Annotated in this window: 15 protein-coding genes; 8 read left to right on the top strand and 7 right to left on the bottom strand. The window is 71.3% G+C overall.

The genetic code is table 11. From position 1 onward, the window contains the following. The first annotated feature begins 31 nt into the window (after positions 1-31). Positions 32-1,480: an MFS transporter gene (locus LLS1_RS08550; protein WP_226655233.1), complete on the top strand. Its 1,449-nt coding sequence runs from the start codon at positions 32-34 to the stop codon at positions 1,478-1,480. Here the strand turns inward: LLS1_RS08550 and LLS1_RS08545 are convergent. Continuing rightward, complete coding sequence (locus LLS1_RS08545) at positions 1,466-2,434, bottom strand: DNA topoisomerase IB (protein WP_226654751.1); 969 nt, start codon at positions 2,432-2,434, stop codon at positions 1,466-1,468. The genes LLS1_RS08550 and LLS1_RS08545 overlap by 15 nt on opposite strands. Continuing rightward, complete coding sequence (locus LLS1_RS08540; RefSeq protein ID WP_226654749.1) at positions 2,431-3,309, bottom strand: Ku protein; 879 nt, start codon at positions 3,307-3,309, stop codon at positions 2,431-2,433. Before LLS1_RS08540 ends, LLS1_RS08545 begins: the two co-directional genes overlap by 4 nt. Positions 3,310-3,384: 75 nt before the next feature. On the opposite strand from LLS1_RS08540, the gene LLS1_RS08535 reads away from it, so the two are divergent. From LLS1_RS08535 to LLS1_RS08525, 3 genes are read left to right on the top strand one after another with little or no spacing between them, the layout of a single operon-like run. Beyond that, complete coding sequence (locus LLS1_RS08535; RefSeq protein ID WP_226654748.1) at positions 3,385-5,841, top strand: ATP-dependent DNA ligase; 2,457 nt, start codon at positions 3,385-3,387, stop codon at positions 5,839-5,841. Continuing rightward, entirely contained in the window at positions 5,838-6,281 is a 444-nt protein-coding gene (locus LLS1_RS08530) for a hypothetical protein (RefSeq protein ID WP_223357139.1), read from the top strand. The genes LLS1_RS08535 and LLS1_RS08530 overlap by 4 nt, the downstream gene beginning before the upstream one ends. A 44-nt stretch (positions 6,282-6,325) precedes the next feature. Next, the gene (locus tag LLS1_RS08525; protein ID WP_223360972.1) at positions 6,326-7,627 is read left to right on the top strand and encodes an MFS transporter; all 1,302 of its coding nucleotides are present in this window, start codon (positions 6,326-6,328) and stop codon (positions 7,625-7,627) included. A gap of 104 nt (positions 7,628-7,731) precedes the next feature. Here LLS1_RS08525 and LLS1_RS08520 read toward each other — a convergent pair whose 3' ends face one another. Continuing rightward, entirely contained in the window at positions 7,732-8,874 is a 1,143-nt protein-coding gene (locus tag LLS1_RS08520) for a citrate synthase (protein ID WP_374758255.1), read from the bottom strand. Positions 8,875-8,925: 51 nt separating this feature from the next. On the opposite strand from LLS1_RS08520, the gene LLS1_RS08515 reads away from it, so the two are divergent. Then, a complete protein-coding gene (locus LLS1_RS08515; protein WP_226654744.1) occupies positions 8,926-10,149 on the top strand; it encodes a citrate synthase in 1,224 nt (407 codons plus the stop codon). A gap of 79 nt (positions 10,150-10,228) precedes the next feature. Here LLS1_RS08515 and LLS1_RS08510 read toward each other — a convergent pair whose 3' ends face one another. Genes LLS1_RS08510 through LLS1_RS08500 form a run of 3 tightly spaced genes read right to left on the bottom strand, consistent with a single transcriptional unit; the run spans position 10,229 to position 12,883 of the window. Continuing rightward, a complete protein-coding gene (locus tag LLS1_RS08510; RefSeq protein WP_226654742.1) occupies positions 10,229-10,888 on the bottom strand; it encodes a methionine ABC transporter permease in 660 nt (219 codons plus the stop codon). Next, entirely contained in the window at positions 10,885-11,910 is a 1,026-nt protein-coding gene (locus tag LLS1_RS08505) for a methionine ABC transporter ATP-binding protein (RefSeq protein ID WP_226654741.1), read from the bottom strand. Before LLS1_RS08505 ends, LLS1_RS08510 begins: the two co-directional genes overlap by 4 nt. A gap of 4 nt (positions 11,911-11,914) precedes the next feature. Beyond that, complete coding sequence (locus tag LLS1_RS08500) at positions 11,915-12,883, bottom strand: MetQ/NlpA family ABC transporter substrate-binding protein (protein WP_226654739.1); 969 nt, start codon at positions 12,881-12,883, stop codon at positions 11,915-11,917. Positions 12,884-13,087: 204 nt separating this feature from the next. Between LLS1_RS08500 and LLS1_RS08495 the strand changes: the two genes are divergently transcribed. From LLS1_RS08495 to LLS1_RS08485, 3 genes are read left to right on the top strand one after another with little or no spacing between them, the layout of a single operon-like run. Then, complete coding sequence (locus tag LLS1_RS08495; protein ID WP_226654730.1) at positions 13,088-13,336, top strand: BatC protein; 249 nt, start codon at positions 13,088-13,090, stop codon at positions 13,334-13,336. Continuing rightward, complete coding sequence (locus tag LLS1_RS08490) at positions 13,336-14,586, top strand: cupin domain-containing protein (RefSeq protein ID WP_226654728.1); 1,251 nt, start codon at positions 13,336-13,338, stop codon at positions 14,584-14,586. Before LLS1_RS08495 ends, LLS1_RS08490 begins: the two co-directional genes overlap by 1 nt. 10 nt (positions 14,587-14,596) lie before the next feature. Next, on the top strand, positions 14,597-15,493 hold the full coding sequence (locus LLS1_RS08485) for a sucrase ferredoxin (protein WP_226654726.1): 897 nt from the start codon (positions 14,597-14,599) through the stop codon (positions 15,491-15,493). 10 nt (positions 15,494-15,503) lie between these two features. On the opposite strand, the gene LLS1_RS08480 is transcribed toward LLS1_RS08485, so the two are convergent. Then, a complete protein-coding gene (locus tag LLS1_RS08480; RefSeq protein WP_226654724.1) occupies positions 15,504-15,929 on the bottom strand; it encodes a VOC family protein in 426 nt (141 codons plus the stop codon). Positions 15,930-15,955 lie beyond the last annotated feature (26 nt).

The following is a 15,955-nucleotide window of genomic DNA, read 5'->3' as shown; positions in this document are numbered from 1 at the left end:
CGGCACCATCCGGACGCTCATCCCCGCGCGGATGGATCGTCTGCCCTGGTCCCGCTTCCACTGGCTCGTCGTCCTCGGGCTGGGGACGGTGTGGATCCTCGACGGCCTCGAAGTCACCATCGTCGGCGCGATCGGCAGCCGTCTCACCGAGCCCAGCAGCGGTCTCGGGCTGACGACCGGCGAGGTCGGTCTCGCGGCGGCGATCTACGTGGCGGGCGCGTGCGTCGGCTCGCTCGTCTTCGGGTACCTCACGGATCGCTTCGGCCGGAAGAAGCTGTTCATCCTCACCCTCGGCCTCTATCTCGTCGCCACGGTGCTCACGGCCTTCTCGTTCGCCCCGTGGATGTTCTTCCTCTTCCGCTTCTTCACCGGTGCGGGCATCGGCGGCGAATACGCCGCCATCAACTCGGCCATCGACGAGCTCATCCCCGCCCGCCGCCGGGGACTCGTCGACCTGGCGATCAACGGGTCCTACTGGCTCGGCACGGCGTTCGGCGCGGTGCTCACCGTGTTCCTGCTCAATGAGCAGCTCTTCGCTGCCGACATCGGCTGGCGCCTCGCGTTCGGCCTGGGCGCGCTGCTCGGGCTCGTGATCCTCCTCGTGCGGCGCAACGTGCCCGAGTCGCCTCGGTGGATGTTCATCCACGGTCGCGACGAGGACGCCGAGAAACTGGTGGACGGCATCGAGGGCGACATCGAGGAGGAGCGGGGCGAGAGCCTCCCCGTGGTCCCCGACGAGAAGTCGATCGAGATCCGGCAGCGCCGTTCCACCGGCTTCGGCGAGATCGTGCGGACCGCGGTCACCCGCTACCCCAAGCGCTTCGTGCTCGGGCTGTCGCTGTTCATCGGTCAGGCCTTCCTCTACAACGCCGTGTTCTTCACCTACTCACTCGTACTGACGAAGCTGTTGCACGTGCCGGACGACATCGCCCCGTGGGCGCTCGTCCCGATCGCGGTCGGCAACTTCCTCGGCCCGATCCTCCTCGGCCACCTGTTCGACACGGTCGGGCGCAAGGTGATGATCACCACCTCGTACGTCGGCAGCGGGGTACTTCTGGTCGGCACCGCGATCCTCTTCGACGCGGGGGCGCTGGACGCGTTCTGGCTCACCGCCTGCTGGATGGCCGTCTTCTTCCTCGCCTCCGCCGGCGCCAGCAGCGCCTATCTGACGGTGAGCGAGATCTTCCCGATGGAGACGCGCGCGATGTCCATCGCCTTCTTCTATGCGGTCGGCACCGGCCTCGGCGGCATCATCGGCCCCATCCTGTTCGGCCAGCTCATCGAGGGCGGCATCCACTCGGTCGTGATCGGCTACTACCTCGGCGCCGGCTTGATGATCGCGGCAGGGCTCGTGGAGCTATTCCTCGGGGTGAACGCGGAAGGCAAGTCGCTGGAGGACATCGCGCAGCCGCTGTCGGCCCGGGACGCGGCGGCCACAGATGCGGAGGGTCCGGCGTCGACGGGATCAGCCCGCGAGTAGCTCGAGCAGCGCCGGCTCCGGCACGCGCCCGCCGGACGTGTCGATGACCTCGCCCTGGCGGTAGCGGTCGAACACGCGCGGGTCGATGTAGCTGTTGCGCGCGATCGCGGGAGTGTTGCCGAGAGCGGCCGCCGCCTCGTTCACCGCGGCGGTGACGCGCTTCTTGCGGCGCGACTCCGTCGTGCTCGTCCCGAACGCGGCGAGCGCCTCCGCGGCGACGATGGTGCCGTGGAGGGTGCGGAAGTCCTTGGCCGTGAACTCGCCGCCCGTCTGGCGACGGATGTACTCGTTGAGCGAGGCGGGACGGATCGTGTGCCAGGTGCCGTCCTTCCACGAGAGCAGGCGGGAGCGCTGGCCTCGGAGAGCCTGGATCTGGGTGAGCAGCTCGGCGAGGTCGGCGTCGACGAGGGTGCTCGTCCACTTCTGCGCGGACTTCGCCGGGAAGGTGAGGGTGATCTCGTCGCCGTCGATGCGCGCGTGCCGGCAGAGCAGCGTGGTGAGACCGCGGCTGCCGTTGGCGTGCAGGTACTCCTCGCTGCCGATGCGCACGCTGCCGAGGTCGATGATGCGGAACGCGGCGGCGAGGACGCGGTCGCGGGTGAATCCCTCCGCGCGCAGGTCGATCGTCACCTTGCGGCGTGCCGCCGGGAGGGTCTCGGCCAGCTGAGCGGCGCGCTCGAACTTGATGCGGTCCTGGTGCAGTCGCCAGGCGTCGTGGTAGCGGTACTGCCGCCGGCCGGCCTGGTCCGTGCCGACGGCCTGGATGTGGCCGCGGGCATCCGGCGAGATCCAGACGTCCTCCCACGCCGGCGGGATGACGAGCGAGCGGATGCGCTCCAGCTCGCGCTCGTCGACGACCGGGTTGCCGGCCTCGTCCTCGTAGACGGGGCCCTTCGCGCTCGGGCGACGGTGGTATCCCGGCCCCGAGGGGTCGGAGCGGCGCAGGCGCGTCACGCGGGCTTCTTCGTCTTCTTCGTCGGAGCCTTCTTGGCTGAGCCCCCCGACGACTTCTTCGCCGAGCCCGCGTCTGCGTCCGTGCCGGAGCGGCTGCGCTCGACGCTGCGCTGGAGCGCCTCCATGAGGTCGATGACCTCGCCGCCGCCCTTCGCCTTCTCCGGCTCCTCGCCGAAGGTCTCGGCGGTGTCGATGCTCTCGCCTTGCTCGAGCTTCGCATCGATGAGCTTGCGGAGCTCCTCCTGGTACTCGTCGGTGAACTTCTCCGGCTCGAAGTCGCCGGCGAAGCTCTCCATCAGCGCGGCGGAGAGCTTCAGCTCGCGCTCGGTGATGCGCGGCGAGCTGTCGAGGGCGGGGAAGTCGGCCTCGCGGATCTCGTCGTGCCACAGCATCGTCTGCAGCACGAGCACGTTCCCGCGCACCCGCAGGGCGCCGAGCCGGGTCTTCTGGCGGAGCGCGAAGTTGACGATCGCGGTGCGGTCCTCGTCCTCCAGCGTCTTCCGCAGCAGGGCGTAGGCCTTGAGCGACTTGGAGTCGGGCTCCAGGTAGTAGCTGCGGTCGAGCATCATCGGGTCGATCTGCTCGTTCGGCACGAACTCGACGACGTCGATCTCGCGGCTGCGCTCGGCGGGCAGGGAGGCGAGGTCGTCGGGCGTCAGGATGACCGTCCGCTCGCCGTCGTCGTACGCCTTCGCGATGTGCTCGTACGGGATGACCTTGCCGTCGATCTCGCAGCGGCGCTGGTACCGGATGCGGCCACCGTCGGCGTCGTGCACCTGGTGCAGCGCGACGTCGTGATCCTCCGTCGCGCTGTAGACCTTCACCGGCACGTTGACCAGCCCGAAGGTGATCGCGCCCGTCCATATGGCCCTCATGCGCTCCATGGTGTCCGCGAGTCGCCCAGATTTCAACCAGTGATCGAAGGATGGGCGGCGGCGTACGGTGGGCGCATGGCAGCGGAGGACACCGAGACCGTCTCGATCGACGGCCACCGGCTGAAGCTCACGAACCTCGACAAGGTGATGTATCCGGAGACGGGGACGACCAAGGCGGACGTGATCGGCTACTACCACGCGATCGCCGACGTGCTCATCCCGCACGCGCGCGACCGGATCGCCACCCGCAAGCGCTGGGTGCACGGCGTCGGGACGGCCGAGCATCCCGGCGAGGTGTTCTTCCAGAAGAACCTCGATCCGTCCTCCACCCCGAGCTGGGTGAAGCAGCGGACGATCACGCACAAGACCAGCACGAACACGTACCCGCTGGTGAACGACACGGCGACGCTCGTCTGGCTCGCGCAGATCGCGTCGCTGGAGATCCACGTGCCGCAGTGGCGGGTCGGCCGCGGCGACCAGCGCCGCAATCCCGACCGCATGGTGCTCGACCTCGACCCGGGCGACGGCGCAACCCTCGCCGACTGCGCGGAGGTCGCCCGGCTGGCGCGCGACATCCTCGGTGGGATGGGATTGGACCCGTTCCCGGTCACCAGCGGTTCGAAGGGCATCCACCTGTACGCCCCGCTCGACGGGTCGCAGACGAGCGACCAGGTCTCGGCCGTGGCGCACGAGCTGGCACGCGCACTGGAGGCGGACCATCCGGATCTCGTCGTCAGCGACATGAAGAAGGCGCTGCGATCGGGCAAGGTGCTCGTCGACTGGAGCCAGAACAACGGCGCGAAGACGACGATCGCGCCGTACTCCCTGCGCGGCCGGCTGCGGCCGACCGTCGCCGCGCCGCGCACGTGGCGGGAGCTGGCGTCGAAGGAGCTGCGCCACCTCGAATACCAGGAGGTGCTCGAGCGGGTGAGCAAGCGGGGAGACCCGCTCGCCGCGCTGACGGCCGGGGGGACCGCGGAGGCGGGGCGCCCCGACGCCGATCGGATCGTCGTCTCCGACCGAGCGCCGCGAGGTGACAGGCTCACCGCCTACCGATCGAAACGGGACGCCGCGAGAACGCCCGAGCCGGTGCCGGAGGTCAGCCCCGACGCCGCCGACGGCCGGTCCTTCGTCATCCAGGAGCACCACGCCCGGCGATTGCACTGGGACTTCCGTCTGCAGCACGATGGCGTGCTCGTCAGCTGGGCCCTCCCGAAGGGGCCGCCCGACGACCCGAAGCAGAACCACCTCGCCGTCCACGTCGAGGACCACCCGCTCGAATACGGGACGTTCGCCGGCGACATCCCGCGCGGCGAGTACGGCGCCGGGCACGTCGACATCTGGGACCACGGCGAGTACGCGCTCGAGAAGTGGCGCGACGACGAGGTGATCGTCACCCTCACCGGCCAGAAGGACGGCGGCCTCGGCGGTGCGCCGCGGAAGTTCGCGCTCATCCGCACCGGCGGACGCGACGGCGACGAGAAGAACTGGCTGATCCACCTGATGAAGGCCGACGGCGCGGGCGCGGCGGCGAAGCCGGGCCCGGCCATCACCGATCCGCCCGTCTCACCGATGCTCGCGACCCTCGGCTCGGAGAAGGATGTCGACGACGAGGCCGACTGGGCCTTCGAGATGAAGTGGGACGGCATCCGCGCCATCGCCGTCGTGCGCGGGGGCCGGCTGCGGCTGACGACCCGCAATGGCAACGACGTCACCGCGACCTACCCGGACCTGGCCGGACTCGCCCGGCTGGCCGACGGCCACGACCTCGTGCTGGACGGCGAGATCGTCACGCTCACCCCCCGCGGGCGTCCCGACTTCGGGTTGCTGCAGTCCCGCATGGGGCTGACCCGGGCGGCCGAGGTGGCGGCCGCCGCCGAACGTGCGCCGGCGCACTATTTCGTCTTCGACCTCCTGGAGCGGGACGGCCACGACCTGCGCCGCGAGACCTACGACGACCGCCGCTCGGCACTCGAGGAGGCCGTGCGGCCACCCGGCGGCGATCCCGTGCAGGTGCCTCCCGCGTTCGCCGGGGACCTCGCCCACGCCGTGTCCTCCTCCCGCGAGCTGGGACTGGAGGGAGTGATGGCCAAACGCCGGGACAGCACCTACGTCTCGGGGAGGCGCACCCGGTCCTGGATCAAGATCAAGCACCATCTCGCCCAGGAGGTGGTCATCGGCGGGTGGACGCCCGGCACCGGACGGCGCGCCGGGTCGCTGGGCGCGCTGCTGCTCGGCATCCCGGACGGCGACACCCTCCGTTACGTCGGCAAGGTCGGCACCGGCTTCTCCGACGCGGACCTCGACCGCCTCGCGAAACTCCTCTCCGCGCACCCCCGGAAGACCAGCCCGCTGGCGGATGTGCCCTCGACCGACGCCCGCAGCGCTCACTGGGTGCGCCCGGAGCACGTCGGCGAGGTGGAGTTCGCCGAGTGGACGGGCACCGGCCGGCTCCGCCAGCCGTCGTGGCGCGGTCTCCGGCCCGACAAGTCGCCGGACGAGGTCGTACGGGAGGTAGGATCGTCGTCGTGAGCACGCACGTTACCGCCCCCAGCACGTCCACCGCCGAGACCGTCACCGCCGACGACGAGCACGGCGGCCTGGTCCGCAGCCTGAGCGCCACCCTCCCCGGCGCGCTCGGCTCGGTCATCGCGACGGTCGTGGTGCTCGTCACCATCGTCTTCGGCATCTGGAGCCTCATCGCGACCTGGAGCGGCAACCCGGGCGCCGGTCTCCCGCTCTTCCAGGTGGTCGTCGCCGGCACCGTCGTCGCGCTCAACGCGATCTTCGCGCGCAAGACGTTCAGCTACGTCATCACCCTCATCGGCGCCGTGCTCTGGCTCTGGGTGTCCGTGACCCCGTTCGAGGCGTTCTGGCAGACGATCCTGCAGGCGGTGACCTTCACGATCATGGCCGCGGGTGTCGTCTTCTCGACCGCCGCGGTGGCGCTCAGCAAGAAGCCCCGCTTCTGAGTCGGGACGACGCTCCCGACACGAAGGAGCCCGACGATACGACGCTGGCCCGCCGGCGCCACTTCGTCGACCTCAGCCCGCTGAGGGAGTCCCCCGCGTTCGCGCGCCTCTGGCTCGGTGGCGCGATCTCCGGCATCGGCGGTCAGATGACCATCGTGGCGGTCGGCCTCCATATCTACGACCTGACCGGGTCGACCCTGGCGGTGGCACTCGTCGCCCTCTTCGCGCTCGTGCCGATGATCGTGTTCGGGCTCTACGGCGGGGTGCTCGCCGACGCGTTCGACCGTCGGCTGGTCGCACTGATCACGGCCATCGTCGCGTGGGCCTCCACTGCGGGCATCGCGGTGTTCGCGTGGCTCGACATCCAGGTGGTGTGGCCGCTCTATGTGCTCACGACGATCAACGCGGTGGCGTCGGTCATGATCGGCGGCACACGCCAGGCGATCACGCCGCGCCTGCTGCCCACCCGGCTCCTCCCCGCCGCGAGCGCGCTCGGCGGGATCAGCATGGGCGTGATGGTCACCGTCGGACCGGCGCTCGCGGGCGTGCTGGTGGCGACGGTGGGCATCCCGTGGACGTACACCCTCGACGTGCTGCTCTTCACGGCGGCGTTCCTCGGCATCTTCACCCTGCCGGCGATCGTGCCGGAGGGTGAGAAGCAGAGCGCCGGGCTCGCGTCGGTGCTGCAGGGTCTGCGCTTCTTGCGATCGGCGCCCAACCTCAGCATGACGTTCGTGCTCGACGTGATCGCGATGACGTTCGGTCAGCCGCGCGCGCTGTTCCCCGCCGTCGGCGCGCTGCTGATCGGCGGCGGTCCGGTGACCGTCGGCATCCTGACCGCGGCCGGCGCCGTCGGCACCCTCGTGTCGAGCGTCTTCTCGGGGAGGCTGGGTCACGTGCGCTGGCAGGGTCGTGCCGTGGAGCGGGCCATCCTCGTGTACGGCGCCAGCATCCTGGGCTTCGGGATCGTGCTGGCCGTGGTGGCGCTCGGCGGCTGGACGGGCGGCGGTGCGTCGATCGCCCAGGCCAATCTCCCGGCGCTCGTGCTCGCCACGCTCCTGCTCGCCGCCTCCGGCGCGGCCGACAACGTCAGCTCCATCTTCCGCATGACCATCCTGCAGGCCTCGGCGCCCGACACCATGCGCGGGCGGCTGCAGGGCGTGTTCACGGTCGTCGTGACCGGCGGCCCGCGGCTCGGCGACCTCTATATCGGCCTCCTCGCGCTCACCGGCGCGCTCTGGTTCCCGCCGCTGCTGGGCGGACTCCTGATCATCGTGCTCGTCGCGACCGTCGTGCGCGTGCAGGGGGCCTTCCGGCGGTACGACGCCCTGGAGCCGACTCCCTGACGTCCCCGCCGCAGCGCCGACGTGTGCGCCTGGTCTCGAGACGGCTGGACCGGCTCGCCCCGCCGCTCTCGTCCCGCAACGGCGCGCAACCGCGGATGCTGTGCTCAGGCCCGCACCGGATCGGGACCGACGTAGCGCGCTGATGGTCGGAAGATCTTGCCGTCCTCCGCCTGCTCCAGCACGTGCGCCGTCCAGCCGACGACGCGCGCGGCGGCGAAGGTCGGCGTGAACATCGGGCGCGGGATGCCGCAGAGCTCCATCACGATGCCGGCGTAGAACTCGACGTTGGTGTGCAGCTCGCGCCCGGGCTTCAGCTCGGCGAGCAGCTGCTGCACGCGCTCTTCGACGCGCACCGCGAAGTCCACGCGTGCACCGCCGAATCCGAGGGCGACATCCCGCAGCATCCGGGAGCGCGGGTCCTCGGTGCGGTACACGGCATGGCCGAAGCCCATGATGCGGTCACCGGAGCGCACGGCAGCGGTGACCCACTCGTCGATGCGGTCGGGCGTGCCGATCGCGTCGAGGGTGTCGAGCGCGCGGCTGGGCGCACCACCGTGCAGCGGGCCGGAGAGTGCGCCGAGGGCGCCACCGACCGCGGAGGCGAGGTCCGCTCCCGTCGAGGCGATGACGCGAGCGGTGAAGGTGGAGGCGTTGAAGCCGTGGTCGATCGCCGCGGTCATGTAGGTGCTCAGGGCGCGCTCGTGCTCCGGTGCGGGCTCCTCCCCGGTGAGGAGGAAGAGGTAATCGGCGACATGGCCGAGGTCGTCCCGCGGCGCGAGCGGCCGACGCTCCCCGGCGAGCGCGTGCAGGGAGGCCAGCACGACCGGGGTGATCGCGGCGATGCGGATCGCGTCGCGCAGCCGGGCGTCCGCGTCCTCGTCGTAGAGGGGACGGATGCCGTCCGCCGCCGCGACCGCCGTGAGCGCCATCCGCAGTCCGGCCAACGGATCGCCTGCGGTGAGCCGTGCGATCGCGGGCAGGAGCGCGGCGACCCCCTCCGGCACGCGGCGGGCCTCCGCGATACGGACCCGGAAGGCGTCGAGCTCCGCGTCGCCCGGCAGCTCGCCGTGCAGCAGCAGATACCAGGACTCCTCGAAGGTGCGATCGCGGGCGAGGTCGACCGCCGAGTGCCGGCGGTAGTGGTAGAACCCCTCCTGCCCGCGCACGTCGCCGAGCGCGGTGCGCGCGGCGACGACGTTGGTGAGCCCGCGGGGAACGTCGATCAGGGTGTCGTCCATCCGGTTCATGAGGCTAGTGTGAACATGGATTTTCACGACGTCAACGTTGATCGGATCAACATGGATGCACTCCCCCGGCTGACCGCCGAGCAGACCGCCACGCGGCTCGGCGTCAAGCTCGAGACCCTGTACGCCTACGTCGCCCGCGGCCGCCTCACCCGGGTGCGGACGGCGGAGGGCTCCACCTTCGACGCACTGGAGGTCGAGCGTTTCGCCGCATCCCGCCGCCGTCGCGACGCGCCGGCCGGTGCTCAGGGCGGTCGCTCCGAGGGCCGCCCTCTGATGGTGATCGAGACAGACTTCGCACTGATCGAGGACGGCGAGCTGTACTACCGCGGGCGCCGCGCGACCGATCTCGCCGCCGAGAGCTTCGAGACGGTCGCGCACTGGGCGCTCACCGGCGACTGGCAGCCGGAGATCCGGTTCCGCCCCGGCGCCGGAATGGCCGACGTCCGGCGTGCGGTGGAGTCGCTGCCCGCCTCCGCCGGGGACCGCGACCGGCAGCTGATCGCGGTGACAGCCCTCGCCTCCGCAGACCCGCTGCGGACCTCCCTCGACCCGGCGAGCGTCGCCGGGGCGGCCGAGCGCATGGTCGCCGGGATGGTGGAGGCGCTCCCCCTCCTCCGGGCCGAGGGTGAGCAGGAGACCGACCCGCTCGCACTGCGCCTGCACCGCCGGCTCCGCACCGGGCTGCCCGCGCCGAGCGCGGTCGCCGCCCTCGACGCGGCGCTCGTGCTGCTCATCGACCACGACCTCGCCGTGTCCACTCTCGCCGCCCGCGCCGCGGCCTCCGCGCGCGCGACTCCATACGGCGTCGTGGTCGCTGGGATCGGCGCGCTCGACTCCCCGTTGCACGGCAACGCCAGCCGGGCGGCGCATCGCCTGCTCGCCCGGGTGGTCGACGGAGAGGAACCCGCACGGGTCGTCGCCGACGCCGTCGTCGGCACCGGTGGACCGGTCCCGGGGTTCGGGCAACCGCTCTACCCGGACGGGGATCCACGGGCCAGAGCCCTCCTCGACCTGCTGGGCGGCGACCCCGATGCCGGTCCGGTGCTCGCCGCGGTCGGGAGTGCGGCGCGCCTCCTGAGCGATCGCACCGGTGCGCTGCCGAACGTCGACCTCGCGCTCGGCGCGCTCACGCTCGCGCACGGGATGCGCGATGACGCCGGCGAGGTGATCTTCGCCACGGCGCGGTCGATCGGCTTCGTGCTGCACGCGCTCGCGGAGTACCGTGAGCCTCCGCTCCGATTGCGACCGGTCGGCCGCTACACCGGCCCGACCTGACGCGGTCGACGACCGCGTGCATCGCCGCGGGACGTCTGCGCCCGCACGCATACGCCGTCGTCCCGAGCGGCAGCAGCCGCTACCGGCGCAGCGCCTTGCGCGCCAGCCAGTTGCCGAGGAACTGGGCGGCCTGCACCAGCACGACGATGGTGATGACCGCGATCCAGGTCACCGCCCAGTCATAGCGCTGGTAGCCGTAGGCGATCGCGAAATTGCCCAGGCCGCCGCCGCCGATGCTGCCCGCGATCGCCGACAGGTCGACGATCGCGACGAAGATGAACGTGTAGCCCAGGATGAGCGGGCCGAGCGCCTCCGGGATCAGCAGCGTGGCGATGATGCGCAGCGGGGGGGATCCCATCGCGCGGGCCGCCTCGATCACGCCCGGCTCGATCGTGACCAGGTTCTGCTCCACGATCCGCGAGATGCCGAACGTCGCGGCGATGGTCATCGGGAAGATCGCCGCGGGCGTGCCGAGGAACGTTCCGAGCACCGCCTGCGTCAGTGGGGCGATCGCGGTCATGAAGATGATGAACGGGATCGGGCGGATGAAGTTGACCACGATGTTGAGGACCGTGAAGACCGCCGTGTTCTCCAGCAGGCCGCCCTTGCGGGTGGTGTAGAGCAGCACGCCGAGCACCAGCCCGAAGACGCCGCCGAGCACGAGGGTGACGACGACCATCCAGAGCGTCTGCCCGATCGAGTCGAGATAGACGGGCCAGAGAGTGGACCAGTCGCTCATGCGGCGACCTCCTCGACCTCGGTGACGGTGCGCAGCTCGGCGACCAGCGCGTCCACGGCGGCCGGCTCACCGAGCAGCTCGAGCGTGAGGCTGCCGAACGAGCGGCCCTGCAGCGCGGAGATGCCCCCGTAGACGATCTCGAAGCGCACGCCGTGACGGCCGACCGCATCCGAGAGCACCGAGCCCAGCCGGCCGTCGTCGGTGATGCGGGCGGAGACGATACGACCGGTGTGCTTGCCGCGCAGCCGCTCGATGTCGGCGGCGTCGGGCTGGTTGCGGAGTACCGTGCCGACGAACCGCCGAGCGGTCGACGTCTGCGGGTCGGAGAACACCTCGAAGACGCTCCCCTGCTCGATCACCCGCCCGGAGTCGAGCACGGCGACGCGGTCGGCGATCGACCGGACGACCTCCATCTCATGCGTGATGACGACGATCGTGACGCCGAGCTCCTCATTGACGCGCTTGAGCAGCGCGAGCACGTCGGCGGTGGTCTCGGGGTCGAGGGCGCTGGTCGCCTCGTCGGCGAGGAGGATGTCCGGATTCGTCGCGAGCGCCCGCGCGATCCCGACGCGTTGCTTCTGGCCGCCGGAGAGCTGGTCGGGATAGGCCCATGCCTTCTCGGTCAGCCCGACGAAGGCGAGCAGCTCCGCGACGCGCGTCTTGCGTTCGTCCGCCGGCCAGCCCGCCACCTTGAGCGGATAGGCGATGTTGCCGAACACGGTGCGCGAACGGAACAGGTTGAACTGCTGGAAGATCATCCCGATCCCGGCGCGGACGCTGCGCAGCTCGCGCTCCTTCAGCGCGGTGAGCTCGCGGCCATCGACGACGATCGAGCCGCTGGTCGCGTGCTCGAGGGCGTTGATGAGGCGCAGGAGCGTGCTCTTGCCGGCGCCGGAGTAGCCGATGATGCCGAAGATCTCGCCGCGCTCGACGGCGAGATCGATGTCTTCGACGGCGGTGACCGTGGCGTCACCCGAGCGGAAGCTCTTGGTGACGCCACGGAACTCGATGATGGGACTCACCGTGCTACTTCGCCGCCTCGATGTTCTTCTTGAGGGTGTCGAGGACCGCGATCAGGTCGGACTGCGGCTTGTCGACGATCACCGCGGTGTTCTTCGACTCGGCGAGAACGGACTCGGTGACCTCCTTCGAGTGGTAGAGCTCGGCGACCTTGAGGTACGTCGCGTTGTCCTTGTCCTTCTCGCGGGCGACGAAGGCATTGATGTAGGGCTCGGCGGTCTCGGACTTCGGGTCGTCCTGGAAGATGGCGGACTTCGGGTCGATGCCCGCGGTCAGCGCGAAGTTGTTGTTGACGATCGCGCCGTCGGCCGAGTTGAGCGCCGGGGCGGTCTGGGCCGCGTCGACGGGGATCACAGTGACCTTCGAGGCCGCGGCGTCGATGTCGGCGGGCGTGGCAAAAGTGTTGCCGCCGTCCTTCAGCGTGAGGAGGCCGGCCTTCTGGAGCACGAGGAGCGCGCGGGCCTGGTTGGTCGCGTCGTTCGGGATGGCGATCTGCGCGCCCTGCGGGATGGCGTCGACCGAGTCGTACTTCTTGGAGTAGAGCGGCAGCGGCACGACGAGCGTGGAGGCGATCGGCACGAGATCCTGCTTGGCCTGCACGTCGTAGTTCGCGAGGAACTGCAGGTGCTGGAAGAGGTTGAGGTCGATCTGCCCGTCGGCGAGCGCCGGGTTCGCCTGCGTGTAGTCGCTGAAGCCGACGACGTCGATGGTGATGCCCTCCGCCGCCGCCTTCTTCTTGAGGATCGACCAGTACGGGGCGGCCTGCTCGGTGGTGCCGATTTTGACCGTGACGTTCTTCGAGCCCGCGGCCTGCGAGGATCCGGTGCCCACGAGGTTGACGGCGATGAGCACGCCCGCCACGACGACGGCGACCACCGCGACGCCGATGCCGACGAACCAGCCGGTCTTGGACTTCTTCGGCTTCTCGGGCAGGGCCGGAGCCGGCGAACCGGCAGGAGGGGTGGCGTCGGGCATGGCTGTGCCTCTCTCTTGTGAAGGGGGGATGTGATACCGGTGTTCGTCCGCCGGTGGACTCAGCCTCTCAGCCGCCCGGTGGAGGGTCAAAAAGCATTCCGAAATGTGACGAGGGACGTCTCGCCCGCGCTGTTCCGGACACCCCTATGACGCAGGCGGCGGCGCGCGTAGTGTGGCGGGCACCGAGCGAAGTGGAGGCCCCCCATGGGCGCGATCGACGACGACGACATCACCACCGGTTCCAGCGGCGGCGGCGAAGGCCCCGCGGACGGCGGAGCCAACCCGAGCGGCCACGACGGCGGAGCCGACGGATCGGCCGGCGAAGGCCCGGCCGACGGCGGAGCCAACCCGAACGGCCACGACGGCGGAGCCGACGGATCGGCCGGCGAAGGCCCGGCCGACGGCGGAGCCAACCCCAGCGGCCACGACGGCGGAGCCGACGGGTCCGCTTGATGGCGACGGACGGGCGCGGGCCGGGCGACCGGCCCGCGCTTTCGCGTTGCACGGCGATCGGGCGGGACGCGTTCGCGGCGGACCACTGGGGCCGCCGGCCGCTGTTCACCCGCGCGGCCGACCTCGACGGCGGCTTCGCCGACCTGTTCAGCGCGGAGGATGCGGACACACTCGTCGCCGACCGGGCGCTCCGCACCCCGTTCGCCCGCATGGCGAAGGAGGGCAACGTGCTTCCCGCCGCGCGCTACACGGGCGGTGGCGGTTTCGGGGCCGAGATCGGCGACCAGCTCGCGAGCGACCGTGTGCTCGCCGAGCTCGCCGCGGGCACCACGCTCGTGCTCCAGGGGCTGCATCGCACCTGGGCGCCGATCGCGGAGTTCGCGCGGGCGCTCTCCGCCGAGCTGGGTCATCCCTGTCAGGTGAACGCGTACATCACGCCGGCCTCCGCACGCGGCTTCGACCCGCACTACGACGTGCACGACGTGTTCGTGCTGCAGATCGCCGGGGAGAAGCAGTGGCGCATCCACGAGCCGGTGCACCCGGATCCGCTGCGCAGCCAGCCGTGGACAGACCACCGTGCCGCCGTCGCCGCCCGAGCGCAGGAGCCGCCCGCGATCGACGAGACGTTCCGCCCGGGCGACGCCCTCTATCTGCCGCGTGGCTGGATCCACTCGGCGACCGCGCTCGGCGCGCTCTCCATCCATCTCACGGTCGGGGTCGCCGCGTACACGCGCGAGGAGGTGATGGCTGCCGCGGTCGGGCAGGCCTCCGACATCGCCGCCCTCCGCGCGTCGCTGCCGCTGGGCTTCGACCCGGACGACCAGGCCACGGTCGACGCCGAAGTGTCGGCTGCCCTCGACACGCTCCGCGCGGCGCTCGATGATCCCGCGCGCCGCGCGGCCGTCGCCGCGGCGGTCGGGGCGACGCTGCGTGCGCGGCGGCGTCGCGACTCGCCTCCCGGACCGGTCCGCCCCCTCGCCACGGTGGCGGCCTCCGACCGGCTGGACGGCATGACCGTCGTCGCCGCACGGAGCGGACTCCGGCCCGAGCACACCGTCGAGGTCGAGACGGTGACGATCCGTCTCGCCGGCCGCACCGTCGCCCTCCCGATCGCGGCGCGCGCCGCCGTCGAACGGCTCCTGGACGGGCGTCCAGTCCGTGTCGGCGAGCTCCCCGGCCTCGACCCGGAGTCCGCGGTGGTCGTCGCTCGGCGACTGCTGCGGGAGGGCGTCGTCGTGATCGCGCCGTGACGGACCCCCGATGACGACGGCGGCCGGCTGGCTCCCCTGCAGCGACCGCGCCCGCGAACGGGACGACCCGCTCGCGGGCACCGCCGGCCTCGGCGAGCGGTGGTTGCTGGTCGAGATCGAGAGCGGGTGGGGGCGGCACGCCTTCTTCGACTCGGCCCTCGACCCGGCCGTGGGCGCAGCGCTGGTGACGCGGGCTGAAGCCGCGGGGATCCGTCCGCTGGCCATCCGCCGCACCGGGCTGCGAGCGGAGGACCGTCGCGGCCAGCGGTCCTGGCGCTGGGCCCTCGTGGATGCCCGTCCGGGGCGCGCCGCCATCCGCTGGGGACGTGCGGACACGGAGGAGGAGCTGCTCGCGCTGCCGCTCGACGGCAGCGCGGGCGTTCCGAGCGACCGCCCGGTCTACGCGGTGTGCGCGCACGCCCGGCACGATCAGTGCTGCGCCGTCCGCGGACGACCGGTGGTGCAGGCGCTGGCGGCGGCGCATCCCGACGAGACCTGGGAGTGCTCGCATCTCGGGGGCGACCGCTTCGCCGCGACCATGATCGTGTTCCCGCACGGGCTGCTCTACGGGCGCGTCCCCGCTGCCGAAGCCGGGCACGTGGTCGCGCGGTACGCAGAGGGCCGGGTCGATCCCCGCTACCTGCGCGGTCGCACCGCGCTCTCGACCGTCGCGCAGGCGGCAGAGGCGTTCGCCCGGGACCACTCCGGCGACGACGCGATCGAGGCCTTCCGCGTGCTGGAGGAGCATGCGCACCCGCACGGGTGGACCGTCCGCCTCGCGCACGCCGGCGGAGCGGTCGAGGTCGAGGTGGGCGAGCGCCTCTCGGAGCCGCTGCTCAGCACCTGCGCGGCGACCGTCGCCCACCGGGTCCGAGAGTTCGTGCCGGTCTCGGTGCGCCGGGTCTGAGAGCGGGCGCCTACGCGGGCTGCGACTGCGCGATCCCCCACTGCTGGATCTTCACCAGGTTGCCCGCCGGGTCGCGGAAGGCGCAGTCGCGCGAGCCGTAGAACTGGTCGATCGGCTCCTGCAGCACCTCCGCTCCGGTCGCGCGGATGCGCTCGAAGAGGCCGTCGACGTCATCGGTGCTGAAGACGACGCCCGGCAGGGTTCCCTTGGCGGCGAGGGCGGCGAGCGCGTCGCCGTCGGCTTCTGGGCGCCCCGCGTAGGGGTCGGAGATGACGATCTGCGAGCCCGGCTCGCCGGCGACCCCCATCGTGATCCAGTGGTGGCCGTCGTAGGCGACGTCGTTGAGGACGTCGAGGCCGAGCGCGTCGCGATAGAACGCGAGGGACTCGGTGGGGTCGGTGGCGATGATGTCGACGAAGTGCACGGAGATGCTCATGGCTCCACCCTACGAAGGCGGCACGG

The organism is Leifsonia sp. LS1, from assembly GCF_020521355.1.
Taxonomy (GTDB): domain Bacteria; phylum Actinomycetota; class Actinomycetes; order Actinomycetales; family Microbacteriaceae; genus Leifsonia.
The sequence above is the reverse complement of the archived record's forward strand: the minus strand, read 5'-3'. Positions and strand labels throughout refer to the sequence as shown.